This is a genomic window from Ruegeria sp. R8_1, from assembly GCF_017743815.1.
GTDB lineage: Bacteria > Pseudomonadota > Alphaproteobacteria > Rhodobacterales > Rhodobacteraceae > Ruegeria > Ruegeria lacuscaerulensis_A.
In genome coordinates this window covers 162,042-186,313 of the sequence record NZ_JAGHRL010000002.1, presented here as the reverse complement: position 1 = coordinate 186,313, position 24,272 = coordinate 162,042, and the positions used below count along the sequence as shown (strand labels likewise).

General features: G+C 58.2%; 29 protein-coding genes. 22 read left to right on the top strand and 7 right to left on the bottom strand.

Features of this window, described 5'->3' with window-relative positions; translation table 11 throughout:
• Window positions 1-150: 150 nt before the first annotated feature.
• The 11 genes from ffh to trmD all read left to right on the top strand — a co-directional run bounded on the left by ffh (window position 151) and on the right by trmD (window position 6,786).
• A complete protein-coding gene (gene ffh / locus J7380_RS05035; RefSeq protein ID WP_209194765.1) occupies window positions 151-1,659 on the top strand; it encodes a signal recognition particle protein in 1,509 nt (502 codons plus the stop codon).
• Window positions 1,656-2,012, top strand: coding sequence for a hypothetical protein (locus J7380_RS05030; protein ID WP_209194764.1), 357 nt, complete (start codon window positions 1,656-1,658; stop codon window positions 2,010-2,012). The genes ffh and J7380_RS05030 overlap by 4 nt, the downstream gene beginning before the upstream one ends.
• A complete protein-coding gene (locus J7380_RS05025; RefSeq protein ID WP_209194763.1) occupies window positions 1,997-2,578 on the top strand; it encodes a GNAT family N-acetyltransferase in 582 nt (193 codons plus the stop codon). The genes J7380_RS05030 and J7380_RS05025 overlap by 16 nt, the downstream gene beginning before the upstream one ends.
• Entirely contained in the window at window positions 2,575-3,126 is a 552-nt protein-coding gene (locus tag J7380_RS05020; protein ID WP_209194762.1) for a GNAT family N-acetyltransferase, read from the top strand. Before J7380_RS05025 ends, J7380_RS05020 begins: the two co-directional genes overlap by 4 nt.
• Window positions 3,123-3,419, top strand: coding sequence for a chorismate mutase (locus tag J7380_RS05015; protein WP_209194761.1), 297 nt, complete (start codon window positions 3,123-3,125; stop codon window positions 3,417-3,419). Before J7380_RS05020 ends, J7380_RS05015 begins: the two co-directional genes overlap by 4 nt.
• A 67-nt stretch (window positions 3,420-3,486) precedes the next feature.
• Window positions 3,487-3,876, top strand: a complete 390-nt coding sequence (gene rpsP / locus J7380_RS05010) for a 30S ribosomal protein S16 (protein ID WP_209194760.1) — start codon at window positions 3,487-3,489, stop codon at window positions 3,874-3,876.
• Window positions 3,877-3,888: 12 nt separating this feature from the next.
• Entirely contained in the window at window positions 3,889-4,524 is a 636-nt protein-coding gene (gene bluB, locus J7380_RS05005; protein ID WP_209194759.1) for a 5,6-dimethylbenzimidazole synthase, read from the top strand.
• Between the two features lie 4 nt (window positions 4,525-4,528).
• Window positions 4,529-4,675 carry a hypothetical protein gene (locus J7380_RS05000; protein WP_209194758.1) on the top strand — a complete coding sequence of 49 codons (147 nt, stop codon included), beginning with the start codon at window positions 4,529-4,531 and terminating at the stop codon, window positions 4,673-4,675.
• Window positions 4,668-5,171 carry a ribosome maturation factor RimM gene (gene rimM, locus J7380_RS04995; RefSeq protein ID WP_170754989.1) on the top strand — a complete coding sequence of 168 codons (504 nt, stop codon included), beginning with the start codon at window positions 4,668-4,670 and terminating at the stop codon, window positions 5,169-5,171. The genes J7380_RS05000 and rimM overlap by 8 nt, the downstream gene beginning before the upstream one ends.
• The gene (locus J7380_RS04990) at window positions 5,171-5,986 is read left to right on the top strand and encodes a hypothetical protein (protein WP_209194757.1); all 816 of its coding nucleotides are present in this window, start codon (window positions 5,171-5,173) and stop codon (window positions 5,984-5,986) included. Before rimM ends, J7380_RS04990 begins: the two co-directional genes overlap by 1 nt.
• Window positions 5,983-6,786: a tRNA (guanosine(37)-N1)-methyltransferase TrmD gene (gene trmD / locus J7380_RS04985; RefSeq protein ID WP_209194756.1), complete on the top strand. Its 804-nt coding sequence runs from the start codon at window positions 5,983-5,985 to the stop codon at window positions 6,784-6,786. The genes J7380_RS04990 and trmD overlap by 4 nt, the downstream gene beginning before the upstream one ends.
• On the opposite strand, the gene J7380_RS04980 is transcribed toward trmD, so the two are convergent.
• Complete coding sequence (locus J7380_RS04980) at window positions 6,783-7,580, bottom strand: GH25 family lysozyme (protein ID WP_209194755.1); 798 nt, start codon at window positions 7,578-7,580, stop codon at window positions 6,783-6,785. The genes trmD and J7380_RS04980 overlap by 4 nt on opposite strands.
• A gap of 367 nt (window positions 7,581-7,947) precedes the next feature.
• On the opposite strand from J7380_RS04980, the gene rplS reads away from it, so the two are divergent.
• Together rplS and rpmE are read left to right on the top strand one after the other, a co-directional pair.
• On the top strand, window positions 7,948-8,331 hold the full coding sequence (gene rplS / locus J7380_RS04975; RefSeq protein ID WP_170328369.1) for a 50S ribosomal protein L19: 384 nt from the start codon (window positions 7,948-7,950) through the stop codon (window positions 8,329-8,331).
• 11 nt (window positions 8,332-8,342) lie between these two features.
• Window positions 8,343-8,564 (top strand): 50S ribosomal protein L31, encoded by a 222-nt coding sequence (gene rpmE, locus J7380_RS04970; RefSeq protein ID WP_170428949.1) that lies wholly within the window; start codon window positions 8,343-8,345, stop codon window positions 8,562-8,564.
• A 79-nt stretch (window positions 8,565-8,643) separates the two neighbouring features.
• On the opposite strand, the gene J7380_RS04965 is transcribed toward rpmE, so the two are convergent.
• From J7380_RS04965 to J7380_RS04955, 3 genes are all read right to left on the bottom strand, one after another.
• Window positions 8,644-9,075: a hypothetical protein gene (locus J7380_RS04965; protein WP_209194754.1), complete on the bottom strand. Its 432-nt coding sequence runs from the start codon at window positions 9,073-9,075 to the stop codon at window positions 8,644-8,646.
• Between the two features lie 77 nt (window positions 9,076-9,152).
• Window positions 9,153-10,730 carry an MFS transporter gene (locus tag J7380_RS04960; protein WP_209194753.1) on the bottom strand — a complete coding sequence of 526 codons (1,578 nt, stop codon included), beginning with the start codon at window positions 10,728-10,730 and terminating at the stop codon, window positions 9,153-9,155.
• Between the two features lie 75 nt (window positions 10,731-10,805).
• Window positions 10,806-11,693: a transporter gene (locus J7380_RS04955; RefSeq protein WP_209194752.1), complete on the bottom strand. Its 888-nt coding sequence runs from the start codon at window positions 11,691-11,693 to the stop codon at window positions 10,806-10,808.
• Between the two features lie 201 nt (window positions 11,694-11,894).
• Here J7380_RS04955 and J7380_RS04950 point away from each other — a divergent pair, with 201 nt between their 5' ends.
• Together J7380_RS04950 and J7380_RS04945 are read left to right on the top strand one after the other, a co-directional pair.
• Window positions 11,895-12,704: a division plane positioning ATPase MipZ gene (locus J7380_RS04950; protein WP_170356096.1), complete on the top strand. Its 810-nt coding sequence runs from the start codon at window positions 11,895-11,897 to the stop codon at window positions 12,702-12,704.
• A 294-nt stretch (window positions 12,705-12,998) separates the two neighbouring features.
• The gene (locus J7380_RS04945) at window positions 12,999-13,781 is read left to right on the top strand and encodes a lysophospholipid acyltransferase family protein (RefSeq protein ID WP_209194751.1); all 783 of its coding nucleotides are present in this window, start codon (window positions 12,999-13,001) and stop codon (window positions 13,779-13,781) included.
• A gap of 127 nt (window positions 13,782-13,908) precedes the next feature.
• Here the strand turns inward: J7380_RS04945 and J7380_RS04940 are convergent, their stop codons facing one another.
• Together J7380_RS04940 and J7380_RS04935 are read right to left on the bottom strand one after the other, a co-directional pair.
• Window positions 13,909-15,144: an adenylate/guanylate cyclase domain-containing protein gene (locus J7380_RS04940; RefSeq protein ID WP_209194750.1), complete on the bottom strand. Its 1,236-nt coding sequence runs from the start codon at window positions 15,142-15,144 to the stop codon at window positions 13,909-13,911.
• Between the two features lie 63 nt (window positions 15,145-15,207).
• Window positions 15,208-15,660 (bottom strand): MarR family transcriptional regulator, encoded by a 453-nt coding sequence (locus J7380_RS04935; protein ID WP_209194749.1) that lies wholly within the window; start codon window positions 15,658-15,660, stop codon window positions 15,208-15,210.
• A gap of 58 nt (window positions 15,661-15,718) precedes the next feature.
• Between J7380_RS04935 and hmgA the strand changes: the two genes are divergently transcribed.
• The 7 genes from hmgA to J7380_RS04900 all read left to right on the top strand — a co-directional run bounded on the left by hmgA (window position 15,719) and on the right by J7380_RS04900 (window position 22,543).
• Entirely contained in the window at window positions 15,719-17,074 is a 1,356-nt protein-coding gene (gene hmgA, locus J7380_RS04930; RefSeq protein WP_209194748.1) for a homogentisate 1,2-dioxygenase, read from the top strand.
• A 233-nt stretch (window positions 17,075-17,307) separates the two neighbouring features.
• Complete coding sequence (fahA, locus tag J7380_RS04925) at window positions 17,308-18,564, top strand: fumarylacetoacetase (RefSeq protein ID WP_209194747.1); 1,257 nt, start codon at window positions 17,308-17,310, stop codon at window positions 18,562-18,564.
• A gap of 10 nt (window positions 18,565-18,574) precedes the next feature.
• On the top strand, window positions 18,575-19,525 hold the full coding sequence (locus tag J7380_RS04920) for an MBL fold metallo-hydrolase (RefSeq protein WP_209194746.1): 951 nt from the start codon (window positions 18,575-18,577) through the stop codon (window positions 19,523-19,525).
• Window positions 19,526-19,651: 126 nt separating this feature from the next.
• Entirely contained in the window at window positions 19,652-21,262 is a 1,611-nt protein-coding gene (locus J7380_RS04915) for an FAD-dependent oxidoreductase (protein ID WP_209194745.1), read from the top strand.
• Window positions 21,263-21,267: 5 nt separating this feature from the next.
• Window positions 21,268-21,471, top strand: a complete 204-nt coding sequence (locus J7380_RS04910; RefSeq protein WP_209194744.1) for a DUF2783 domain-containing protein — start codon at window positions 21,268-21,270, stop codon at window positions 21,469-21,471.
• A 12-nt stretch (window positions 21,472-21,483) separates the two neighbouring features.
• Window positions 21,484-22,119 carry a maleylacetoacetate isomerase gene (gene maiA / locus J7380_RS04905; RefSeq protein ID WP_209194743.1) on the top strand — a complete coding sequence of 212 codons (636 nt, stop codon included), beginning with the start codon at window positions 21,484-21,486 and terminating at the stop codon, window positions 22,117-22,119.
• An 82-nt stretch (window positions 22,120-22,201) separates the two neighbouring features.
• Window positions 22,202-22,543 carry a DOPA 4,5-dioxygenase family protein gene (locus tag J7380_RS04900; RefSeq protein ID WP_209194742.1) on the top strand — a complete coding sequence of 114 codons (342 nt, stop codon included), beginning with the start codon at window positions 22,202-22,204 and terminating at the stop codon, window positions 22,541-22,543.
• Here the strand turns inward: J7380_RS04900 and J7380_RS04895 are convergent.
• Window positions 22,540-24,168 carry an acyl-CoA synthetase gene (locus J7380_RS04895; RefSeq protein ID WP_209194741.1) on the bottom strand — a complete coding sequence of 543 codons (1,629 nt, stop codon included), beginning with the start codon at window positions 24,166-24,168 and terminating at the stop codon, window positions 22,540-22,542. The genes J7380_RS04900 and J7380_RS04895 overlap by 4 nt on opposite strands.
• Between the last annotated feature and the right edge of the window lie 104 nt (window positions 24,169-24,272).

Here is a 24,272-nt window from a genome sequence, read left to right as displayed (position 1 = left end):
TCATCCGGAAGCGTCTGATCTTCCGGTCCCTTGAGTCGTTCAGGGATCGCCCCCCACCAGCGAGTTTCGCCCGTGGGGGCAATTGTGTATTTAACCGGTGTTTCCTACCTAGGAAGTGCCACCAGATAACCGGCTAAGGAGGCCGAAGGCATGTTTGAAAATCTATCCGAACGCCTTTCCGGCGTCTTTGACCGGCTGACCAAACAAGGCGCGCTATCCGAGGAAGACGTCAAGACAGCTTTGCGCGAAGTCCGCGTTGCCCTGCTTGAAGCCGACGTCTCGCTGCCGGTGGCGCGCGCCTTCGTCAAGAAGGTTCAGGAACAGGCGACCGGTCAGGCCGTCACCAAGTCGATCACTCCCGGCCAGCAGGTCGTCAAGATCGTACATGACGCGCTGGTCGATACCCTGCGTGGCGAGGAAGACCCCGGCAAGCTGAAGATCGACAACCCGCCTGCCCCGATCCTGATGGTCGGTCTGCAGGGCTCGGGTAAGACCACCACAACGGGTAAGCTGGCGAAACGGCTGAAAGAGAAAGAGGGCAAGAAAGTCCTCATGGCTTCGCTCGACGTCTATCGCCCGGCGGCGATGGATCAGCTGGCCGTTCTGGGCACTCAGGTTGGCGTCGACACACTGCCGATTGTGCCCGGTCAGAAACCCGTCGACATCGCCAAACGCGCCAAACAGCAGGCGACGCTGGGTGGCTATGACGTCTATATGCTCGACACGGCGGGTCGTCTGCATATCGACGAAGTCCTGATGGACGAGGTCGAGCAGGTCCGCAACGCGGTTGACCCGCGTGAAACCCTGCTGGTCGTCGACGGCCTGACCGGTCAGGTCGCCGTTGAGGTCGCCGAAGAGTTCGACGCCAAGGTCGGCATCTCGGGCGTGGTCCTGACCCGGATGGACGGCGACGGGCGCGGCGGTGCTGCGCTGTCGATGCGCGCCGTTACCGGCAAGCCCATCCGCTTTGTCGGTCTGGGCGAGAAGATGGACGCGCTTGAAACCTTCGAGCCGGACCGGATTGCGGGACGTATTCTGGGCATGGGCGATATCGTTGCCCTGGTCGAAAAGGCCCAGGAAACGATGGAGATCGAACAGACCGAGCGCATGATGAAGCGCATGGTCAAAGGTCAGTTCAACATGAACGACCTGAAAATGCAGCTGGAACAGATGATCCAGATGGGCGGTATGCAGGGCATGATGGGCATGATGCCCGGCATGGGCAAAATGGCCAAGCAGATGGATCAGGCCGGTTTGGACGACAAGATCCTGCGCCAGCAGATCGCCATGATCCAGTCGATGACCAAGCGCGAACGCGCCAACCCTCAACTGTTGCAGGCCAGCCGCAAGAAACGGATTGCCGCCGGGTCAGGGATGGAGGTCAGCGACCTCAACAAGCTGCTCAAGATGCACCGGCAGATGTCGGACATGATGAAGAAGATGGGCAAGATGGGCAAAGGCAAGATGCTGAAACAGGCCATGAAGGGCATGTTCGGCAAAGGCGGCCCCTCGCCCGAGGACATGGCCGCAGGCATGGACCCCAAGGCGCTTGAGGCTGCAGCCAAGGCGATGGGTGGCAAGATGCCCGGTGGCATGCCCGGAATGGGTGGCGGCATGGCCCTGCCTCCGGGGCTTAGCGGGTTTGGGAAGAAAAAATGAGCCGCACTATGAAATACATTCCCTTGATCGCCTGTGTCGCACTTGCCGGCTGCGGAGATCTTGTAACCATTGATCTGGACACTGCTCCGGATGGTCCTGTACGGGGCGAGTATCGCACCGTGCTAAGCGGCATCCCTGCAGACGTAACCGCTCGGGCCCACGAGGCTGAGGTCAACTTTACCGAAACCGGTAGCAGCATCGGATATGGCAAGCTGTTCGCGCTGGCCGACACCGAGCTGCGGCGTGTGACAGGCTGCCGCGACGTGGCCATCCTCAGCGATGATGTCGAGCAGATTCCGGGCGGCGCGCGCAGTGCGTTTGTCTTTGGTCTGGATGAATGCCCCGCAGCCTAGAGACCGATGACGTGACAACCCCTACCCTTCATATCCCCAAGCTAGAGACTGAGCGCCTTATATTGCGCGCACCGTCCGAGGCTGATTTCGACGCCGAAGCGGAATTTTTCGCATCGGATGCGTCGAAATTTCTGGGCGGACCGAAGCGGCCGGATGAAACCTGGCGCTTGATGGCTCAGCTTTTGGGGCATTGGGTCATACGTGGCTACGGGTTCTGGGGTGTCGAAGAAAAAGAGACGGGCAGATATGTCGGTCACGTTGGCCTGTGGTTTCCGCATAGTTGGCCAGAACCCGAAATCGGCTGGACCTTGATGAACGACGCCACCGGCAAGGGTTATGCCACCGAGGCAGCGCTGGCTGCTCGGTCCCATGCCTATGATGTGTTGGGATGGCAAACAGCCGTTTCCATGATTGACCCGGAAAACATCGCCAGCAAAGCCGTCGCAGACCGGTTGGGCGCCAAGTTTGACTACACCTATGAACACCCAGCCTTTGGCGCGATGCAGGTCTGGCGGCACCCTGCCCCTGCCGATCTGGTGAATGGCGGGATGGAGGCTTACGCATGACCTCCTACACGATCCCGACTGTCGAGACGGAAAACCTGATCCTGCGTGCGCCGCAGGCTGATGACCTGCCCGCCATGACAGCGTTCTTTGAAACAGAGCGCAGCCATATGGTCGGTGGGCCGAAGACGGCGTTGGAAACTTGGCGCTCGTTCATGGGCCGGTTCGGTCACTGGGCGGTTCTGGGCTATGGCGGCTGGCATATTGTCGACAAAGCCAGCAATGCGTTTGCAGGCTGGACTGGCATCATTAACGCGCCTGGCTGGGATGAACCCGAACTCGGCTGGGTCGTTCTGGGTGGGTTCGAAGGCAAAGGGATCGCGTTCGAGGCTGCATCTGCCGCCCGCGCCTATGCTGCGCGCCACAACGGTGTGAACGCTCCGATCTCGTATATTGCCCATGACAACGACCGCTCGCGCGCGCTGGCGAAACGGCTTGGTGCCACTTATGAGCGTGAAGGCGAAGTCGTTGGCACGCCCTGTCAGGTCTGGCGCCACCCGAAGCTCGACATTTCCGACCCTGCTTTGACGGCTGAGAGGACCGCCCAATGACCGACCCCGTGGCACAAGCTGCCGCGCTGCTGAAAGAGCATCGCGAAAGTATCGACCGGCTGGACGCGATCCTTGTCTATACGCTGGGCGAGCGGTTCAAGCACACGCAGGCCGTTGGCAAGCTAAAGGCCGAACACGACCTTCCCCCGTCCGATCCCACGCGCGAAGCTGCGCAGATCACTCGGCTCGAAGACCTGGCGAAAGAGGCCGATCTGGACCCCGACTTCGCCAAGGCTTTCCTGAATTTCATCATTCAGGAAGTCATCCGACACCACCGGAAACATCAGGAATGACCCGTCGTTTCCACCAATAAGAATACCCGGTCCGTGACCGGTCACGCCATCTTAAGGAGATACAACCATGGCAATGAAAATTCGTCTCGCCCGCGGCGGCTCGAAAAAGCGTCCCTTCTATCGCATCGTTGCGGCTGACAGCCGTATGCCCCGCGATGGCCGTTTCATCGAGAAACTGGGTACCTACAACCCGCTGCTGCCCAAAGACAGCGAAGAGCGCGTGAAAATGAACATGGAGCGCATCCAGTACTGGCTGGACCAGGGTGCTCAACCCACCGACCGGATCGCACGTATGCTCGAAGCAGCAGGCGCCCGCGACAAAGCCGAGCGCAACAACCCCAACAAGGGTACCCCGGGCAAGAAAGCCCAGGAGCGCGCCGAAGAAAAAGCGGCCAAGGCTGCTGAGGCGGCAGAAGCTGCGGCTGTACCGGCTGAAGAAGCGGCTGCGGAAGAGTAAGCAGGCAAGCGCGTGCGGGATCAGACTTTCACTGACGATTTTCGCGCGCAGTTTGACCTGTTGCTGCGGCTCCGGCGCGATGTGCGTCGGTTCCGCACCGACGCGATTGACGAGGCAGTGCTGACGCGCTGCCTCGACGCGTTTCGGCTGGCCCCTTCGGTGGGGTTGAGCGAACCCTGGCGCGTGATCCGCGTCGAAAGCCAGCCCGCGCGCGACGCGGCGCTGCGAAATTTTCAAACCGCCAATGCGCAGGCGTTGGAGGGATATTCCGGCGAAAAGGCGCAGCTTTACAGCCGCCTGAAACTGTCGGGGATGCAAGAGGCCCCGGTGCATCTGGCCGTGTTTTGCGACGATGCCACCGACAAGGGGCAAGGTCTGGGCGCAGGCACGATGCCCGAGATGCGGCGCTATTCGGTGGTTTCGGCCATCACCCTGTTCTGGCTGGCCTTGCGGGCCGAGGGGCTGGGGTTGGGTTGGGTGTCCATTCTGGACCCAGACCAGATGGCGCGTGATTTGGACGTACCCGAGGATTGGCGGCTGATCGGCTATTTCTGCGTCGGCTGGCCGGAAACGCCATCGGACACGCCCGAGCTGGAACAGGTCGGTTGGGAAAACCGCGACGACAACCTGCCCCTCGAGGTGCGATAGGCGCATGTTCGGGTTATTACGCCTTCCCATCCTGCTGATGATCGCCTTTATTGTCGGCGTGTTCTTCGAACGCTCGAACCAGCGCGAGGCGTGCGAAGGGATCGGACAATGGGATGACGGGTTTTGTGTGACGGATGGGGCAAATGAGTGATCTGATCTGCGTCGGCAGCATTGCGGGATCATATGGCGTGCGCGGTGAGGTGCGGCTGAAAAGCTATTGCGCCATCCCCGAGGATATCGAAGCCTATTCCCCGCTGACCGATGAGGCTGGCGGCGAACGCTATCCGCTGGTCCTGACCCGGTCGATCAAGAATGGTTTTGCGGCGCGTCTGGGCGGAGTTGAAACCAAAGAACAGGCGGACGCGCTGAAAGGTCTGCGTCTGTTTGCGCGGCGTGATCAACTGCCCTCGTTGCCCGATGATGAATTCTATCACACCGACCTGATCGGGCTTGAGGTCTATGACACCGGCGGCACCCTGCTGGGCCGGGTAAAATCGGTGCAAAACCACGGCGCGGCGGACCTGCTGGAACTGCACGGGCCGGGGCTAAAGGCCACCGTTCTGCTGCCCTTCACGCTTGAGGCCGTCCCCACGGTCGATCTGGATCAAGGCCGCATCATCGCCGACCCGCCCGAAGGGCTGATCTGATGCGCCGCGTCCTGCTGCATCTGGGCCTGCACAAAACAGGCACCACTGCGGCACAGTCTTTCCTTTATGAAAATCGCGAGTTGATCTGGCCCCATTTCGCGTTGGTCCTGCCCTATCGAACGCGCAACTCGGGCCTGTCGCGGGCAGCGACCAACCATTCCGTTTATGGCACCGTCGGCACCTTGTCCGAGTTCGGCAGCCAGATGCGCGACTTCCTCGACACGCTGGATTTCGGGGAAAAGCGCGGGATGATCCTCAGCGAGGAAAACTTCGCGGGCCTCCGCCCCAGTCGCAATCTGGAACAGGGCTACGCCGCAGCCCCCGATCTGGCCGCCTGTCTCGTGGATTCGATCCACCAGAGGTTTTCAGGGCAGGAGGTCGAAATCACGCTTTACCTGTCTTTGCGTCAGCGGGGCAGTTGGCTGCGCAGCCTTTGGGCCCATGATTTGCAGCGAATGCGGCAGGTGCAGGATTTCGATACATTCCGCGACAGCATCGACCATTTGCCCGCGTTGCAAGAGACCGTGAACCAGATTCGTGACAAGCTGCCAACCGTCACCGTGACCACGGACTGGCTGGAGGAGCTGCAATTGCGCCAGTTCGGACCAGGTACGCCTTTTGCCGAGTATCTGGACTTGCCCCATGACAAGGCGCAACAGCTGGTTCCGCCCTCCAAATCGAACACTCGACTGCCCGAGGACGTTTTGGCCGAATTGCTGGACCTGAACAGATCACGTCTGGACGAAGCCGCCTTGGTCGCGCAAAAGGCCGCCGTAGTTGAACGGGCGCAGCAGGCGCTGATGGGTGCGACATGACCGAAAAACCGTCAAAATCTCATGGGCGCAAGGCGATCCGTCCGACCCTGAAACCGCGTGAGCTGCTGACCCCAACGCCCGACCTGCACGGGGTGTGGAAGGCTAAGATCATCACTCTGTTCCCTTCAGCTTTTCCCGGTGTGTTGGGCGAAAGCCTGACGGGTAAGGCACTGCAAGAGGGCCTGTGGCAGTTGGAAACCGTCGATCTGCGCCAGTTCGGCGTCGGCAAGCACCGCAATGTGGATGACACGCCCGCCGGCGGCGGCGCGGGCATGGTGTTGCGCGCCGATGTACTGGGCGAGGCGATTGAACACACGATGGCGGGGGTGCGGGGTAACTGGCCGCTGATCTACCTTAGCCCGCGTGGCCGAAGGATGGATCAGCGCATGATGCAAAATCTGGCGCGCTGTGACGGTATGACCCTGCTATGTGGTCGGTTCGAAGGCGTCGATGAGCGGGTGTTGGAACATTACGGCGTGCAAGAGGTCTCCTTGGGTGATTTCGTCATGACCGGCGGTGAGATTGCTGCGCAGGCTCTGATCGACGCGACTGTGCGGCTGATCCCCGGCGTATTGGGCAATCAGGCCTCGGCTGAGGAAGAGAGCTTTTCCTCGGGCCTGCTGGAACACCCGCAATACACACGCCCCGCCGAATGGAAGGGTCGCCCGATCCCGGACATTCTGATGTCGGGCCATCACGGGCGCATTGCCAGCTGGCGGCATGAGATGTCCGAGCGGATCACACAGGAACGCCGCCCCGACTTGTGGGACGCCTACTCCAAAGCCAAGTCCGAAGGCTAGCCGTTCTTCCACCGCGCCCAGATCTCGGGCGGGCCGTTGAAGGTGTTGATGTCCACTGGTCCCTGCACACCGGGCACAAGCCCCGTGCCCGTGTATTGCCAGAACCGCCAAATCGCATTGGGATAAACGTTCCTTGGATGCCCGGCGACGGACCTCAGCCAGAACTCTGTCTTGGGCAGGCGCCCGATGTCTGTGTCAGCATAAAAGTCCACAGTCGTGTAGACAATCGGCCGCCGCCCGTAATGACGTTCGAGAATATCGAGAAACCGTTGAGCTTCGGCACGAACGGTCGCACCGTTTGGGCGCAGAGTGCAGGTCTTGGAATGGGGCGTCCATTCCATATCCAGAACATGCGGAAGGTCCGATCCTTTGGGAACATTCTGGATAAACCACCGCGCCTGCTCGCGCGCTGGGCGGCAGAAATAGTAATAGTGATATGCCCCCCAAGGCACCCCGGCGGCCTTTGCTCCTCTGCTGTGGCTTGCAAACATCGGATCGGCAACGTCACCACCTTCGGTCGCCTTGATGAAAACAAAGCTAACCCCCGATGCCTTGGCCTTGTGCCAGTCAATCGGCCCCTGCCAGCGTGACACGTCCAGCCCGTGCACAGGATAATGGCCCGGATGGCGCCCCTCCCACGGGTGCGGATCAGCATCGCCAAAAGCCGGGAAAATCACCGAAGGTGAGGTCGTGTCCAGAAACGCGTTGGCCTCGACCTGTTGCGGCGGCGGGCTGCTGCGACCGCAGGACAGGATGGCAAAAGCCGCGACAGCAAGCATCAATGCGGTGCGCATGATCTGTTCCTGTTTGAAATGACTGCTCTTGTAATTGCCCTCAGAATGCCTGATCGACGGATCAAAGCAACGATGCTGTTTCGAGGCGGCGGAATCCCACCGTTTCCTGACACTTTAGGCTTGATCCCTGCACATAATGCCCTTAAACGACCGCAATCCGGTGCCGCGTCATGCGACTCCGGTGTTTTGGTTTGCTCCATGTCGTGACGCCCGGCTTTCTTCGGCCAAGGCGCGGCGGAACAAACTAGACTAAGGAACATTCGATCTGACCTCTGGCGGGCTGCATGCAGGACCCGGTGAAGACCAAGAGCTCTCAGCCCGTGCCCAAACTTCGTGGACCAACCACGAGCAGATAGGAGTGAATGCGATGGACCTGATCGCACAGCTTGAGGCGGAACAGATTGCCGCCCTGGGGAAAGACATCCCCGATTTCAAAGCCGGTGACACTATCCGTGTCGGCTTTAAAGTGACCGAAGGGTCGCGTACCCGTGTGCAGAACTACGAAGGCGTCTGCATCGCGCGCAAAGGTGGCAGCGGCATCGCCGGTTCGTTCACCGTCCGCAAAATCTCGTTCGGCGAAGGCGTGGAGCGTGTGTTCCCGCTGCATTCGACCAACATCGACAGCATCACCGTTGTCCGCCGTGGCCGCGTCCGTCGCGCCAAACTGTACTATCTGCGCTCGCGCCGTGGTAAATCCGCGCGTATCGCCGAAGTCACCAACTACAAGCCCAAGGCTGGCGCCGAGGCGTAAGGAGCGGAAAGATGAAAAAAGACATCCATCCCGATTATCACGTCATCAACGTCAAAATGACCGATGGCACCGTGGTTCAGATGAAATCCACCTGGGGCGCCGAAGGCGACCAGCTGGCCTTGGAAATCGACCCCTCCTCGCACCCCGCGTGGACCGGTGGTTCGTCGCGCCTGATGGACGCCGGCGGCCGCGTGTCGAAGTTCAAGAAGAAATACGAAGGTCTGGGCTTCTAAGCCAGATCCATTTCAGATCCGAAAGGCCGTCCCAACGGGCGGCCTTTTTGTTTGTCTTCTCAGCGGCATGTGGCGCTGGCTACGGTTGGAATCGATCCGCCTTGTTCGATGCGAGCAGCTCCCTCAAAGCCGCATCAGGAGCTGTGGCTTCACGTGTTCGGTTAATCAGTTCAACTTGCTTGAAGACGACCTCTATCGTTTCATCGTTGAAGGAGATCGTCCAAAAGCGGGGTTTCAAAGCCTTCCAGCGTTCGGTTTTTTCTGATCCCGTGACCTCTTGAAAGTCCCATGGTTTGACGGGGAACTCGGCGGCCCGCAAACCTTCGACAGTCATTGGGTCTATCCGAAATTCGATAACATCATCAAATTTCAGTATCGCGACCCCACCGCCCGACACCGGTGCAATTTCGTAAGACAAAAATACAGTCCGCCCGTCATAGAAAACAGCGGGGTTTTCTACAGTCCCAATTTCGGGAAAGCTAACAGTAGGGGAAATGCCTTCAACAGCCAATGCTTACATCCTAATTTGATCCCTATTTCCCAAGTGACCATCCCACTTGGGTGCTCCTCGACGCTAGTGGCTCTAGTCTAATTGGCTGTCAGATCGGCAGCGCTGTGCAGTGGTGGAATTGGTCCACGCAGCAATAGCAGCGCCAACGCCATCCCCAACAAGGCTGCCATCGCCGTAAAGACCATGGCGCTGTCAAAGGCATTGTCCTGAAGATCCCGAAGGGCCTGGGCCAGCGCGCTTCCGGCATTTGGCTTCAGATCCGCCAGAATCTGCTGAATCTGACTGGGTGAGCCATGGGTGAGCGCATGTGCCAGATCCTCGCGCGGGGCCGATCCGACAGGCAAGGCATTGATTACTTCTGACAGTCCCTTACGGGTAGTAAGAGCCTCGGCAAGGCCACAAACGACGGCACCAAGCGTAGCGCCGAAATACAAACACGCATTGATCACACCGGACCCTTGCCCCACGTGCTTTTCGGGTAGCAGGCGCAACCCAAGGCGAGGCAGCAGTGAAAAACAGATACCCAGACCAATGCCGACAATCATAAGTTTCCACCAAATCTCGGCGTATTGTGTTGTATTCGTAGTTGCGGTCAGCGAAAGGAACCCAACCGCCATCAACCCCAACCCTATCGCAACAGGCCATTGGAAACTGTAGGGCGCGAGGAAACGCGGCGCGGTGACCGAGATGACAAACATGCTTAGACTAAGCGGCATGATCGCCAACCCGGCCTCGACCGACGAATATTCGAAGGCATCGGGTGACTGGACGAACGTGTTGAAATAGACAAAAAAACCGAACAGGGTAAACCCGGTCAAAAACATGCCAGCCGCAGCCATGAAGTAACGCGGATGGCGAAAATATCGCAGTTCGATCAGAGGGTCTTGGCTGCGGCGCGAAGCGATGACAATACAAACCATTGCGAATGCGGAGACCGCCAGCGGCACCAATGTCGAAGGCGTATCCCATCCAGCGCTTTCGCCATTGCTGAGTGCAAAAGACAACGGCCCAAGAAACAACAGAACAGCGCTTGCGCCAACGTAGTCAAATCTTGCGCCCGCAAGCCGCGTGTCGGGTACATAGCCCCGCCTGCTGACCGTTAGACCTATGGTAAAAGCGCCAGCCAGCAAGATCAGGTCGGTGGCAAAAACGGCTCTCCAGCTGATGTAATGAGCAAATGCCCCACCCAAGATAGGGCCCACGCCAATCGCCAACCCTACAATTGCGCCCCAGGCCCCGGTGACGCTTGCCCTCCGATCTTCGGGCGTTGCAGCCGTCAGCAAGGACAGAGACGTTCCGAACAAAGCCGCTGCCCCTGCCCCTTGCGCGGCGCGTCCACTCAGCAGCATCGCGCCGCCATGCGCAAACATTACAGTCGCTGAACCAAGGGCAAACATCATCATTCCAAAGAAGAACACGCCCATTTTGCCCGTTATATCGCCCAGTCGGCTAACAATTGTAACAAGCGAAGCACTAGCGACGGTATAGGTTGCCATCACCCATTGAAGCTCTGCGGGAGTAAGGTCAAACTCGGCTTTGAGGTTGGGCAGGATCGTGGCAACAGCCGTCGTATTGAAACCAACCACCATCATACAAATCGCCGTCATTGCCAAAACAACACGCGCTTTGTGCTGAGGTGATTTCGCATCCGACATCGCCAAGCCCTCGTATCCGCCGGGTATTTACCCGACACATCAGAATCTTAGCAGAATTCATCCTTCAACATAAGGTCAGATCCAATAAGACAACGCCAACGGTAAAACGAGAATGGTTGCCAATGTCGAAACCAGAATGAACCCCGCAACGTCCGGTCCGTATTCGGGCATGTGCTGATCAATGAACAGATAAGTTGCGACCGATGACGGCATCAGACAACACAGGATGACCGCCCCACGTTCAGCCCCCGTGAACCCGTTGGTCCAAACCAAAACTGAGGCAATAAGTACCGCCATCCCAAGGTGCAGCATGGTCAGAAGCACTGACCGGCCCAAGCTTTGAACGCGTAGACCAGCCAGCGTGTGGCCCAGCGTCAAAAGCATAAGTGGGATCGAAAGGCCGCCCAGGATGTCGAACGATTTGGCCACGGGTGCAGGCAAGCTGTACCCAGTCGCCATCAGGCCCAGCGAAATAGCTACAGCGTAGATAATAGGCGAGGTTACCAGCTTTTTGGCCGAGAACGCTCCGGCCGGTATCCACATACCTACGGTAAAGACACTGATCAACACGACGACCACGAACGCCATCGTGTAGGCCATCCCGGCATCGCCCAGCGCCAGCAGAGTAATCGGCAGACCGATATTCCCGACATTCCCATGCATCAACGGAGTCAGAAATGCCCGCACCGGCAACTGCATTGCCCTAAGCGCGACCAATCCCAAAATGCCGAAGCCCGCAATCGCCAGAGCCGCGGCAGCCATGACGTCGACAAATGTGCCAACGGCAATATTCGTTGTCGACAGATGCGAGATAATCAGCGTCGGATACCCGACCCGAGAAACGATCCCGCCAACAACTGTGTTGTCGAAAGGCGCCCGAGTGATGGCCAAAACGTAACCGATCCCCGCGCAGATAAGTACAGGCAGCACCACATTGAGCACATTCAGGAATATCTGTTCCATCTCAAGCCCTTCCCGCTGCCGCCTCAGGCCCACAGTGAAACAAGGGTGCCACACTGGCAAGCAACACGTCCATTCTTGGGTCTGTGAATTCGCAACAGGCTTTCAGAATGGCGTTTCGGGTTCTTCCCTTCCACGTTTCCACAACATATAGTGGTGTTTAACAACGTGTGGTCAAACACGGCGGGACTTGGGAATACAGGCATGGCACACATTATCGTAGTGGGGAACGAGAAGGGCGGCGCGGGCAAATCGACCGTCTCGATGCATGTGGCCACTGCGCTGGCGCGGCTGGGTCACAAGGTCAGCACTCTGGATCTGGATTTGCGCCAACGCAGCCTTGGCCGGTACTTCGAAAACCGTGCCAATTTCCTGAAAAACTCGGACCTGTCTCTTCCCAGCCCCCGCCATCATGACCTGCCCGAGATTGACGCGACCAAGCTGAAACCGGGCGAGAACATTTATGACCACCGCCTTTCGGCCGCCGTGGCAGAACTGGAAAGCGACAGTGACTTCATCCTGATCGACTGCCCAGGCTCGCACACCCGTCTCAGCCAGGTTGCACATTCGCTGGCCGATACGCTGATCACACCGCTGAACGACAGTTTCATCGACTTTGACTTGCTGGCCCGCATTGACTCGAAAGGCGAGAAAATCCTTGGTCCTTCGGTCTATTCCGAGATGGTCTGGAACGCGCGCCAGTTGCGGGCACAGGCCGGATTGAAGCCCATTGACTGGGTCGTCGTAAGAAACCGTGTCGGAACCCAGCGTATGGTCAACAAGGAAAAAATGCAGCGCGCGATCGAGATGCTGTCACAACGCATCGGCTTCCGCGTGGCCTCGGGCTTTTCCGAGCGGGTCGTCTTTCGCGAACTTTTCCCACGCGGCCTGACTTTGCTGGACCTCAAGGATATCGGGGTCAAACAGCTCAACATCTCGAACATCGCGGCCCGTCAGGAACTGCGAGACATGATGAAAGAGCTGAACCTGCCGGGCGTCGAGATCGACTTTTAGGTCCCTCTCGCAAGTCAAATTTGCGGAGTTTTCTGCCGCCCAAGCCCTCGGGTCGAACTGTCACAAACTGTGCTTCTGGACATTCGCGCCCGGCGAAGTATCCGCTTTTCAAGTCCGAACCAATCATTGAAGTCTAGTCTGTGCGCGACTTTTTGTTGATGTGTCTTCGCCATTGCCCCATAGAGGCAGTGCGCTGGGTGTTTGTCAGGCCACGCGCCCAGAGGGCAGGCAGCGAAAGCCAGACGAAGGACCCTTGTGGCCATCCCCAGGACAGCAACACTTGCAACGGAATCCATGTCACTCCAACGTCCGGAAGAACGAGCCGCACTTGCGGCAATAGACTCAACCGGCGTACGCATCATCAAGCGCATGGCGCTGTTCCTGCTGGGCCCGTTTTATTTCCTTTTCGTTGCGTTTGTGCCCTTACTCTGCAGTAAACGGCGGGGCTTTCGCGGCTGGTACTGGCGGCTGGTCAAACGTGCTTGTTCGCGGCTTTTATGGTTGCTGAGCATCCGGACCGAGATGACACAGGCAGAAGAGGCAATGTTATCCGCCGACACCGGCAGCATCATTGTGATCAACCACCGCAGCCATCTGGATGGCTTCGCCCTTATGGATGCTCTGCCAGAGGCCAAGTGGATCACCTTTGCCGCTAAGAAAGAGCTCTGCGACGCGGCCCTTTTACGCCGTGGGTTCAAGGGCGCCGGGCTTGTTGAGGTTGACCGCAAGAGCGGCAGTGTAGCGCTTGAAACACTTACCGCTGCTATCCAAGCAATGCCCACACGCTGCTCTGTCGTGCTTTTCCCCGAGGGCACACGCACCCGGTCCGAAAGTCTTGGCACGTTCAAGGCGGGAGCCGTATTGGCCGCGCGCAACACGGGCCGGACAATCCGACCCATAGTCATCCACGATTCCGACCGCCTGTTGCCACGCGGCAAACACCTCCCAAAAAGTGGAACGATCCGGGTCGAGGTTCTGCCGCCATTCGAATGCGACCCATCCGCTTCAGTAGACGAAGACGTGTCTCGATTGAGAAATTCGATGATAGCCGTTTTCAATAATCGAATGCGTCGCTAATCATTCAAGAGACGTTCGCTATCACGCCAGCAGATCAACTGGATCGGCGCCTTCATTGACAGCCTTTCGTCAGTTGCAATTTTCTGATGTTAAACGGAACCGGCTGCAGTGCGCTCGCAGCCGACGCCTAATCTCCTGGCCGGTAGACCGTAAACAGCTCTTTCGGTTCGGGCACGCCACGCAGCATGTAGCGCCCGACCGAGATCAATTCCTTGCCGCAAGGCTGAGCAGCCCGAGCCACGTCATCCGAGATCAAAATGCGCTGACCCAAAGACCGATGCATCCCGGCAATACGCGCAGTCTGGTTCACCGCCGGACCAATGACAGTGAAATCCAACCGGCTTTCCGACCCGATATTGCCATAGAGAATTTCGCCGGAATGCAGGGCCAGCGTGTAATTGGCCACCGGCAAACCATCTGCTTCGCGCGCGGCATTCAACTCTTCGATCCGGGATTGCAGCATCGGCACAGCCTTAAGCGCAGCCCGCGCGTCCGCGTCAATATCGCCAACATCAAACATGGCCATCAACCCGTCGCCCATGAACTTCAGGATATTTCCGTCGTTGTCATGCACCACGCCCACCGCAACCGCGAGGTAATCATTAAGCATGTCGATGATCTCGTTTCCCGGCAGCTCTTCTGACAGGCTGGTGAACCCTTCAAGGTCGAAATTCCAAATCACTGCATCGATTTGCTGCAATGACCCGCGTCGAATCTCGCCGGACAGCACACGGCGACCGGCATCGCGGCCCAGATACACACGCATAAGATCTTTGGAGACTCGTGCATTCGAAGCCGATTTCAGCGCCAACCCAAGATGAGGCAACGCGGTGTGAATCAGTTCCAGATCGCTGTCTCGAAATCCTTCCGGCGCGTTCGAAGTCCAGGATAAAAGCACCCCGTCCACCGCCTTTTTGGCATCGGGCGGCATGTTGTGCGTTGGCACGTCAAAAGCCACGCTGGTGGCATAGTAATCAGTTGCACCAACCTCTCGAAGCTCATTGATCAGAGGGTATTTGCTGGGTTCGTTCTGATCGACGATGCGTTCATGCACAAAGTCGATGTCGTCATTGAGGATCGCGAACAAAGGACTGTTCTGCCAATCTTCGCTGACATCTTCGGAATACTTGAATTTTTGATAGTCTCCACCTCGTCCCTGATACCAGCTATAGCCAGTACCGCCATAGACAGGGTGCAGGGCCGATTGGGCCGCGTGAAACCGCATCAATGGCACGCCAAGTTCGACCAGACGGGTACAATACCCATCCAGCAATTCTTCCTTGTCCGCGCCCTCGAGGCCGCGTGTCACTATCCAGTTGATCAAATCGGTTGATTTCGCCGCGTTGGGGTCCGGGGCTGTCATTTATTGTTATCCTATGTCCGCTCTGCACGTCATCTGGGGGCAATGGACGACAATTACCAGAGGTCACCCCATATCCGCCAGCTTTCTCAACATCCCGCGGAGCTGAGAGGCGTCATCTAGCCCTATCATGTTCACCAATCTGGCGTCGTATCGCTTGGCGACCTCGCGCAGGTCCCGGTAAACCGACTGCCCCGCTGAGGTCAGCGTCAGATGCTCGACCCGGCGGTCGTTCTGGCTGGGCGTACGCGTTAAGTATCGCCGTTGCTCAAGCTTGCTGACGGCGCGACTGATCTTGGTTTTGTGAATGCGAGCCCGTTCACCAATTTCTTTGGCTGTCATCTCACCGTAATTACCCAAATGAAACAACACCCGCCATTCGGTGCGAAGCATCCCGTACCGTTCTTTGTAGACCCGTTGAAACTCCAACGAGCACTCCTCGGCCGCTCTGTTCAGCAGATAAGGAAGGAAATCCTGCAGATCAAAGGCATCATTTTTTGCGGGGTCAGTGTCGGTCATGCTTGTTAGTTACAAAAACAACTATTATTTCACAAGCAGCAATGAGGAGGAGTACAGGATGAACCGTCCGACTGATCCACACCAGATGACCCAAGCCAGCAGCACCATTGGCACACATGCAGGCTATATGCCCGGCTTCGGGAACGACTTTGAAACCGAGGCCCTGCCCGGCGCGTTGCCACAAGGCATGAACAGCCCACAACGCTGCAACTACGGCCTTTATGGTGAACAGCTGAGCGGAACGGCCTTTACTGCGAACCCGCCCGAACGGACGTGGTGCTATCGCATCCGGCCTTCGGTCAAGCATTCACACAGGTATGAGAAGGTCGATCTGCCACTGTGGAAATCTGCCCCTTGCGTTGATCCCGATGTGATCAGCCTGGGGCAGTATCGCTGGGATGCAGTACCGCATTCCGACGAGGGCCTGACATGGCTGTCAGGCATGCGCACCATGACCACGGCGGGCGACGTAAACACGCAAGTGGGCATGGCCAGCCACATCTATCTGGTCACAGATTCCATGGTGGACGAGTATTTCTTCTCGGCCGATTCCGAACTGCTGGTGGTGCCACAGGAAGGCCGCCTGCGTTTCGCAACTGAGCTGGGGGTCATTGATTTGGAACCCAAAGAGATCGCCATTCTACCGCGCGGACTTGTGTATCGCGTAGAAGTTCTGGACGGTCCTGCGCGCGGCTTTGTATGCGAAAACTACGGGCAGAAATTCGAACTTCCGGGACGTGGCCCCATCGGCGCCAACTGCATGGCCAACCCGCGTGACTTCAAGGCCCCGGTCGCGGCGTTTGAAGACCGAGAAGTGCCCTCGACCGTCACAGTCAAATGGTGCGGGCAGTTCCATAAAACGCAAATCGACCAAAGTCCGTTGGACGTGGTCGCATGGCATGGCAATTACGCGCCCTACAAATACGACCTGCGCACCTATTGCCCGGTCGGCGCGATCCTGTTTGATCACCCCGACCCGTCGATCTTTACCGTGCTGACGGCCCCATCAGGTCAGCCGGGGACGGCCAATATCGACTTTGTCCTGTTCCGCGAGCGTTGGATGGTGGCCGAGGACACCTTCCGTCCTCCCTGGTATCACAAGAACATCATGTCCGAGCTAATGGGCAATATTTACGGCCAATACGACGCCAAACCGCAGGGCTTTGTTCCCGGCGGGATGAGCCTGCACAACATGATGCTGCCACACGGGCCGGACCGCGAAGCCTTTGACAAAGCGTCGAATGCAAACCTCGGGCCGGACAAGCTGGACAATACGATGTCCTTCATGTTCGAAACCCGCTTTCCGCAGCACCTGACCCCGTTTGCCGCAAACGAAGCGCCCCTGCAGGACGACTACATTGACTGTTGGACCTCTCTTGAGAAAAAGTTCGACGGAACGCCAGGGAAAAAGTGATGGATGCTGGTTACATAGTAGTTGCTGTGTTCCTGGGCTTTGTATGCTTGTTTCTTTGGAGTCGGCGTGCGCGCTGGAACGGCAAGCGGGACCACTACAACCACAATCCAATGCCCGGCCACCGGCAGGACGGCTCATCCGGCGGAACCGACTTGAGCGACTGATCAACAGAAACAGGCACAAACGGCGCGCCCCGTCACGAGTCGCGCCGATAAAGACGACAAGGAACGCCAATGACCCTTTTGAAATCCTGGATCGCCTCGGCCAATAACGCGACCCACCCCTTTCCGCTGAACAACTTACCTTATGGTGTTTTCGCGACAGAAGGTGCCGAGCCGCGCTGTGGCGTTGCAATCGGGGACATGATTTTCGACATCACCAGCGCCGAGGCCGAAGGTTTGATTAACCTGATTGACGAACCCCTGTTCGACCTGCCCTTCTGGAACCCATTGATGGAGCAAGGACCCGCCGTCTGGGCCGCCCTTCGCGCGCGCCTGACCAGCCTTTTGGCCGCGGGATCAGAAGAGCAAGACAGAGTTGAGCCCCTGCTTGTGGCGCAGAGCAACGCCGTATTGCATATGCCCTTCGCGGTTAGTGAGTACACAGACTTCTATGCAGGCCGCCACCACGCGCAAAATGTCGGCACCATGTTCCGCGGGTCAGAGAATGCGCTGCCCCCCAATTGGCTGCACATTCCGATCGGCTATAATGGCCGCGCCTCTTCTGTCGTTGTGTCGGGGACAGATGTTCGCCGTCCCTGGGGCCAGCTGAAATCGCCCGATCATGACCGTCCCGCCTTTCTGCCCAGCCGCCGTTTTGACATTGAGCTTGAGATGGGTGCCATCGTCGGCACACCATCGGACGGTCCGATCTCGGTCCAAGAGGCGGACGACAATATCTTTGGTTATGTTCTGCTAAACGATTGGTCCGCGCGCGATATCCAGGCGTGGGAGTACCAGCCGCTCGGACCGTTTCAGGCCAAAGCCACGGCAACGTCGATCAGCCCGTGGATCGTGACCAAGGCAGCGCTTGAGCCCTTCCGCTGTGACACACCCGCGCGCGAGCATGAGCTGTTGGATCACCTCAAGGATTGCGGCCCAATGTTGTACGACATCGACCTTTCCATCACGATGGCTCCGTCCGGAAAACCAGCAAGCACCATCGCCCGCACGAATTACCGCGAGATGTATTACTCTGCCGCGCAACAACTGGCGCATCACACGACGTCGGGCTGCCCAATGAATACTGGTGATTTGCTGGGCTCAGGCACCATCTCGGGGCCAACGAAACCTGAACGCGGCTCGTTACTGGAACTCAGCTGGGGCGGGAAGGAACCGCTGACGCTGGACACGGGCGAGACCCGCAGCTTTATCGAAGACGGCGACACCATGACCCTTACCGGCGCGGCAAAAGGCGACGGTTATTCGATCGGCTTTGGCAATTGCGTGGGAACAGTATTGCCCGCACTTGAAAACCCATTCGCACGATAAGGAACCCAACATGGCCAAAGCATTCGCGTCCCAGGGGGACATGTCCGAGAAGAAGACCTCATTTACCGAAATCGGTGACGGGCTATATGCGTTCACCGCCGAAGGCGACCCGAATTCCGGCGTCATTATCGGCGATGACAGCGTCATGATTATCGAGGCCCAAGCGACACCGCGTTTGGCACAAAAAGTCATCGACTGCGTCCGCTCGGTCACTGACAAGCCAATCACCCACGTTGCGCTAACCCACTATCACGCCGTGCGTGTGCTGGGCGCCAGCGCGTATGGGGCACAGCAGATCTTGATGTCAGACATGGCCCGCGCGATGGTCGTGGAGCGCGGGCAGGAGGATTGGGACAGCGAATTCCAACGCTTTCCGCGACTGTTCGAGGGGCATGAAAGCATCCCCGGCCTGACATGGCCCACCACCACCTTCAGCGATACGATGACGGTCTATCTGGGTGATCGTCGGGTTGACCTGATGTATCTGGGCCGCGCTCATACGGCGGGTGATATCGTCATTCATGTACCCGATCAGAACGTCATGTTCACCGGCGACATCGTCGAATACCACTCGGCCTGCTACTGCGGCGATGGGCATTTCGGCGATTGGGGCGATACCTTGGATGCAATCAGCCTGTTCGATGTCGACGCCATCGCTCCGGGACGCGGAGACGCCCTGATCGGCAAAGAGATGGTGAATGCAGCTATTGAAAGCACCCGTGATTTCGTCGACAGCACATACCGTCCTGCAGCAAAGGTCGCGGCACGTGGTGGTTCTTTAAAAGAAGCATGGGACGCCGTGCGCGCTGAATGTGACCCGAAATTCGCGGATTACGCGATCTATGAACACTGCCTGCCCTTCAACGTAGCCCGTGCCTATGACGAGGCACGCGGCATTGACACGCCACGCATCTGGACCGCCCAACGCGATCTGGACATGTGGGAGGCCCTGCAAGGTTAAGGACAAACCGTCGCATTTGATCCAGATCGTTTTTCGCAGGCGTATTCGATGGAACCATTCCCATAGGGCTCTGGCCTAACCTCGCCAGAGGCAAGCAGTTGCGTCAACGCATCGGGGAGAGAAACCATGAACAAGATCTTCGAAACACCGCTCTATGCTTATGAGCGCAGCCCGGATCAGGACACTGCGACGCCTGTACGCCACAAAGTGATCGTTGTTGGCGCCGGTCCGGTCGGCCTGACCGCAGCCATCGACCTGGCCCAGCAAGGTGTTGGGGTGGTTGTTCTGGACGACAACGACAAAGTCAGCTTTGGCAGCCGGGCGATCTGTTTTTCGCAACGCACATTGGATATCGCCGACCGGTTGGGGTGCGGCAATCCGATGGCTGAAACCGGGGTTCAATGGGAGGCGGGCAAGGTCTTTTTCGACGACCGCAAAGTCTATGAGTTCGACTTGCTGCCCGAAAAAGGCTTTGCCAACCCCGCCTTCGTGAACCTGCAACAATATCATCTTGAGAATATTCTGGTAGACCGTGTCCGCGCTTTACAGGCCGAAGGCGCACCGATCGAAATTCGCGGCCGCAACAAGGTCGAGGCGATCGGCACCCATGCCGACCACGTCAAGCTTGAGGTCGAGACGCCAGAAGGCCCCTACAACGTCGAAGCCGACTGGCTGATTGCGTGCGATGGCGCGCATTCTCCGACCCGCCGGATGCTGGGGCTGGATTTCGACGGGCGGGTATTCGAAGACAACTTCCTGATCGCCGATGTGGTGATGGAGGCCGATTTCCCGTCCGAGCGCTGGTTCTGGTTCGACCCGCCCTTCAACCGGGGTCAATCCGCGCTGCTGCACAAACAGCCTGACAATGTCTGGCGCATTGACCTGCAACTGGGATGGGACATCGACAAAGAGCGCGAGAAACGCCCCGAAAACGTCATCCCTCGCCTCAAGGCGATGCTGGGCGAGGATGTGGAGTTCGAACTCGAATGGGTCTCGATCTACACATTCCAGTGCCGCCGGATGGAGAGGTTCCGCCATGGCCGTGTCCTCTTTGCCGGAGACAGCGCCCATCAGGTCAGCCCGTTCGGCGCGCGCGGGGCGAATTCGGGCATTCAGGACACCGACAACCTGTGCTGGAAGCTGAAACTGGTGATCGAAGGGAAAGCACCTGAACTGCTACTGGATAGTTATAGCCGCGAGCGTGTTCAGGCCGCAGATGAGAACATCACTATGTCGACCCGCTCAACCGATTTCATCACGCCCAAATCCGAAATGTCGCGTTTACTGCGCGACGCGGTACTGGACCTGAGCGAGCAATACGAATTCGCACGCCCTCTGGTAAATTCCGGACGTCTTAGCGCGCCCTGTACGTACAAGGGATCATCGCTCAGTTCGGCGGACGCATTGAATGGCCCAGATATCACATGCCCGGGCTCGGCCTGTCCGGACGCGCCTTTGGGCGACGAATTCCTGCTGCCGAAACTGGCCGGAAAATTCACGCTGCTGACGATAGACGCCGAAGCGCCTGAGCGCCTTGAAGAAGGCGGTATCGAAGCCACGCGCTTGGCATTGTCCGTGAAGGATGACCTGACGCTGGAGTTAAAGCGTCGCTATCTGGGGGATGCGGACAGCGCGGTCTATTTGATCCGCCCCGACCAGCACGTGGCCGCCCGGCGGGACACTTTCGAAGAAAACGCGTTTCGGCAGGCGATGCGCCGTGCAACCGGAAAGGAGTAAGTGGGATGGCTGACTTGATACTCACACCGAATTTCGACAATGCAGACGACTTTTATGCCAACCTGCTGGCCCTGCATGACGGGCTGGACAAGACAGACAGCGACGCGCTCAACGCACGGCTGGTTTTGGTGCTGGCCAACCATATCGGTGACGCTGACGTCTTGTCTCAGGCTTTGAAAACGGCAGAATTGGATGACAACCAAGACTGACAGGAGGTAAGGATGAGCGTCATATTGTATGATTTTTGGCGCTCTTCAGCCAGTTACCGCGTGCGCATCGCGCTGAATTTGGCTGGGGTCGCCTATCGCGCGGTTTCTGTCGATCTGGCCAGTGGTGACCAAAAGTCTGACACGCATCTGGCACGTAATCCGCAAGGGTTGGTCCCCGTGCTTGAGATTGACGGCCTGCGGCTGACTCAATCGCTGGCGATCATAGATTATCTGGACAACACGCGGGGGCTGGGTCTGTTGCCCGCTGAACCCGCAGCCCGCGCACAGGCAATGGCCTTGGCACAATCCATCGCGGTTGATCTGCACCCGGTCTGCAACCTATCGGTTGCGCGCCACGCCACCTCGCTGAGCCACGATACCGACAATATGCCCGGCGACTGGATGCGCCATTTCATCCGCCCCGGCCTTTTGGCGTTCGAAACCCTTTTGGGCGATTTTGAACAATCCCCCTACTGCACAGGCGCACAGCCCGGTTTGGCCGATCTGTGTCTGATCCCTCAGCTATACAACGCACGTCGCTGGCAGGTCGATCTGACCGGGCTACCCCGTATCCTGAGTGTCGACGCTGCCTGCGCAGACCTGCCCGCTTTTGCACAGGCGCACCCGGACCGGCACGCGCATGACTGACCGCACAGGGTCTGTGTGCGCACGTTAGTAGGAAATAGAACCGCGGTGGCATAAAGTCTTCTCAGCAAGGATGGAGGCCCCTATGCCCGAGATCACCGGCTATCACGCCCATGTCTATTTCGATGCTGATACTCAAACACTCGCGGAACAGCTTTGCCAAGAAGCAGGTCGCCTGTTCCCCGTCGAGATAGGTCGGATGCACGCCAAAAATGTTGGCCCGCATCCGCGGTGGAGTTGCCAATTGGCATTTGCCCCGGACGCCTTCGATCAAGTCATTCCGTGGCTGATGCTGAACCGGCAAGGATTGACCATCTTTACGCATCCCGAAACCGGCCAGCATCTTGAGGACCATCGGGATCGCGCCATCTGGATGGGCGAGATGCTGAAGCTGGACCTGTCGATCTTTGACCGAATGGGTGCTTAGCCCAGCGCTTTAGCCCGATCGCGCAGCTTGAACTTTTGAACCTTGCCGGTCGACGTCTTGGGCAGCGGCCCGAACACCACCGTCTTGGGCGCTTTGAAATGGGCCATGTGATCGCGACAGAATGCTATGATGTCTGCGTCACTCGTCTGCGCGCCGGGCTTAAGTTCGACAAATGCACAGGGCGTCTCGCCCCATTTATCATCGGGCCGGGCGACCACAGCAGCCTCCATCACGGCGGGGTGTTTATACAGGATATCTTCCACTTCGACCGATGAAATGTTCTCGCCCCCCGAGATGATGATGTCTTTGGACCGGTCTTTGAGCGCAATATAGCCATCGGGGTGCATTACCCCCAGATCGCCCGAGGCGAACCATCCGCCGTTGAACGCCTTGTCGGTCGCATCGGGGTTTTTGAGATACCCCTTCATCACCACATTGCCCTGCATGAATATCTCGCCCATGGTCTCGCCATCGGCGGGCACAGGGGCCAGCGTTTCGGGGTCGGCTACCATCAGCCCGGACAAAGCCGTGTACCGAACACCCTGCCGTACCTTCAACGCAGCGCGTTCGTCTGCATCTTTAGTGTTCCACTCGTCTTTCCAGGCGCAGACAACCGAAGGGCCGTATGTCTCGGTCAGCCCATAGACATGGGTGACCTCGATCCCCATCCCTTCCATATTCGCGATAACTGCCGCAGGTGGCGGAGCACCAGCGGTCATCACTTTGATCTGGTGGTCGAAATCCTTGAGGTGATCCGGCGCGTTCGCCAGCATGTTCAGAACGATTGGCGCGCCGCAGAAATGCGTAACCTTTTCGTCGCGGAAAGCGGCATAGATCGGCTCGTCCCGCACAGCGCGCAAGCAGACCGAAACCCCCGCATTCGCCGCCATCGCCCATGGGAAACACCAACCGTTGCAGTGAAACATCGGCAAGGTCCACAGATAGACCGAGTGTTTGGGCATATCCCAATCCAACAGATCCGACTGCGCGTTCAGCATCGCACCCCTGTGATGGTACACAACACCCTTGGGATTGCCCGTTGTACCCGACGTATAGTTCAGGGTGATTGCGTCCCATTCGTCATCTGGCAAAGACCACGCGAATTCTGGGTCGCCTTCAGCCAGCAGCGCGTCATAGGTCAGCGCCCCAAGCTTCTCACTGCCTTCAAAGCTTTCATCTTCTATGTCGATCACCAGTACGTCGTGATCGACCTGTTTCAACGCCTCTTTGACGACGCCCGAGAATTCAGGGTCAACCAGCAGGGCCTTGGACTCTGCGTGATTCAGGATAAACGCGATGATCGGTGCATCCAGTCGCGTATTGATGGCGTTCAGTACCGCCCCGGACATTGGGACACCGAAATGCGCCTCGTACATCTCGGGGATGTTGGCGGCGATGATCGAGACGGTATCGCCCTTGCCGATCCCGCGCGCAGCCAAAGCGCCAGCCATTTGGCGGGACCGGGTATATGTCTCGGACCATGTGTACCGGCGCGCGCCGTAAACAACGGACGGATAGTCGGGATAAATCTGCGCGGTCCGCTCGATGAAACTTAGCGGCGACAAGGGCGTAAAATTTGCCCGGTTCCTGCCCAGGTGGCGCTCATAGATATTGGCTTCGGTCATCGTTTGCCCCTCCCTTGTTGCACGGGACTTGATCACAATCCTGCGGGCAAGACAAATTCGTAGAAATACGCGCACAGTCATGGACTGGCGATACGCGATGATGC

Bases quoted from the DNA above. Each gene is read 5' to 3' on its own strand.
- ffh (WP_209194765.1), top strand. From the start codon at position 151: ATGTTTGAAAATCTATCCGAACGCCTTTCCGGCGTCTTTGACCGGCTG.
- J7380_RS05030 (WP_209194764.1), top strand. From the start codon at position 1,656: ATGAGCCGCACTATGAAATACATTCCCTTGATCGCCTGTGTCGCACTT.
- J7380_RS05025 (WP_209194763.1), top strand. From the start codon at position 1,997: ATGCCCCGCAGCCTAGAGACCGATGACGTGACAACCCCTACCCTTCAT.
- J7380_RS05020 (WP_209194762.1), top strand. From the start codon at position 2,575: ATGACCTCCTACACGATCCCGACTGTCGAGACGGAAAACCTGATCCTG.
- J7380_RS05015 (WP_209194761.1), top strand. From the start codon at position 3,123: ATGACCGACCCCGTGGCACAAGCTGCCGCGCTGCTGAAAGAGCATCGC.
- rpsP (WP_209194760.1), top strand. From the start codon at position 3,487: ATGGCAATGAAAATTCGTCTCGCCCGCGGCGGCTCGAAAAAGCGTCCC.
- J7380_RS05000 (WP_209194758.1), top strand. From the start codon at position 4,529: ATGTTCGGGTTATTACGCCTTCCCATCCTGCTGATGATCGCCTTTATT.
- rimM (WP_170754989.1), top strand. From the start codon at position 4,668: ATGAGTGATCTGATCTGCGTCGGCAGCATTGCGGGATCATATGGCGTG.
- J7380_RS04990 (WP_209194757.1), top strand. From the start codon at position 5,171: ATGCGCCGCGTCCTGCTGCATCTGGGCCTGCACAAAACAGGCACCACT.
- trmD (WP_209194756.1), top strand. From the start codon at position 5,983: ATGACCGAAAAACCGTCAAAATCTCATGGGCGCAAGGCGATCCGTCCG.
- J7380_RS04980 (WP_209194755.1), bottom strand. From the start codon at position 7,580: ATGCGCACCGCATTGATGCTTGCTGTCGCGGCTTTTGCCATCCTGTCC.
- rplS (WP_170328369.1), top strand. From the start codon at position 7,948: ATGGACCTGATCGCACAGCTTGAGGCGGAACAGATTGCCGCCCTGGGG.
- rpmE (WP_170428949.1), top strand. From the start codon at position 8,343: ATGAAAAAAGACATCCATCCCGATTATCACGTCATCAACGTCAAAATG.
- J7380_RS04960 (WP_209194753.1), bottom strand. From the start codon at position 10,730: ATGTCGGATGCGAAATCACCTCAGCACAAAGCGCGTGTTGTTTTGGCA.
- J7380_RS04955 (WP_209194752.1), bottom strand. From the start codon at position 11,693: ATGGAACAGATATTCCTGAATGTGCTCAATGTGGTGCTGCCTGTACTT.
- J7380_RS04950 (WP_170356096.1), top strand. From the start codon at position 11,895: ATGGCACACATTATCGTAGTGGGGAACGAGAAGGGCGGCGCGGGCAAA.
- J7380_RS04945 (WP_209194751.1), top strand. From the start codon at position 12,999: ATGTCACTCCAACGTCCGGAAGAACGAGCCGCACTTGCGGCAATAGAC.
- J7380_RS04940 (WP_209194750.1), bottom strand. From the start codon at position 15,144: ATGACAGCCCCGGACCCCAACGCGGCGAAATCAACCGATTTGATCAAC.
- J7380_RS04935 (WP_209194749.1), bottom strand. From the start codon at position 15,660: ATGACCGACACTGACCCCGCAAAAAATGATGCCTTTGATCTGCAGGAT.
- hmgA (WP_209194748.1), top strand. From the start codon at position 15,719: ATGAACCGTCCGACTGATCCACACCAGATGACCCAAGCCAGCAGCACC.
- fahA (WP_209194747.1), top strand. From the start codon at position 17,308: ATGACCCTTTTGAAATCCTGGATCGCCTCGGCCAATAACGCGACCCAC.
- J7380_RS04920 (WP_209194746.1), top strand. From the start codon at position 18,575: ATGGCCAAAGCATTCGCGTCCCAGGGGGACATGTCCGAGAAGAAGACC.
- J7380_RS04915 (WP_209194745.1), top strand. From the start codon at position 19,652: ATGAACAAGATCTTCGAAACACCGCTCTATGCTTATGAGCGCAGCCCG.
- J7380_RS04910 (WP_209194744.1), top strand. From the start codon at position 21,268: ATGGCTGACTTGATACTCACACCGAATTTCGACAATGCAGACGACTTT.
- maiA (WP_209194743.1), top strand. From the start codon at position 21,484: ATGAGCGTCATATTGTATGATTTTTGGCGCTCTTCAGCCAGTTACCGC.
- J7380_RS04900 (WP_209194742.1), top strand. From the start codon at position 22,202: ATGCCCGAGATCACCGGCTATCACGCCCATGTCTATTTCGATGCTGAT.
- J7380_RS04895 (WP_209194741.1), bottom strand. From the start codon at position 24,168: ATGACCGAAGCCAATATCTATGAGCGCCACCTGGGCAGGAACCGGGCA.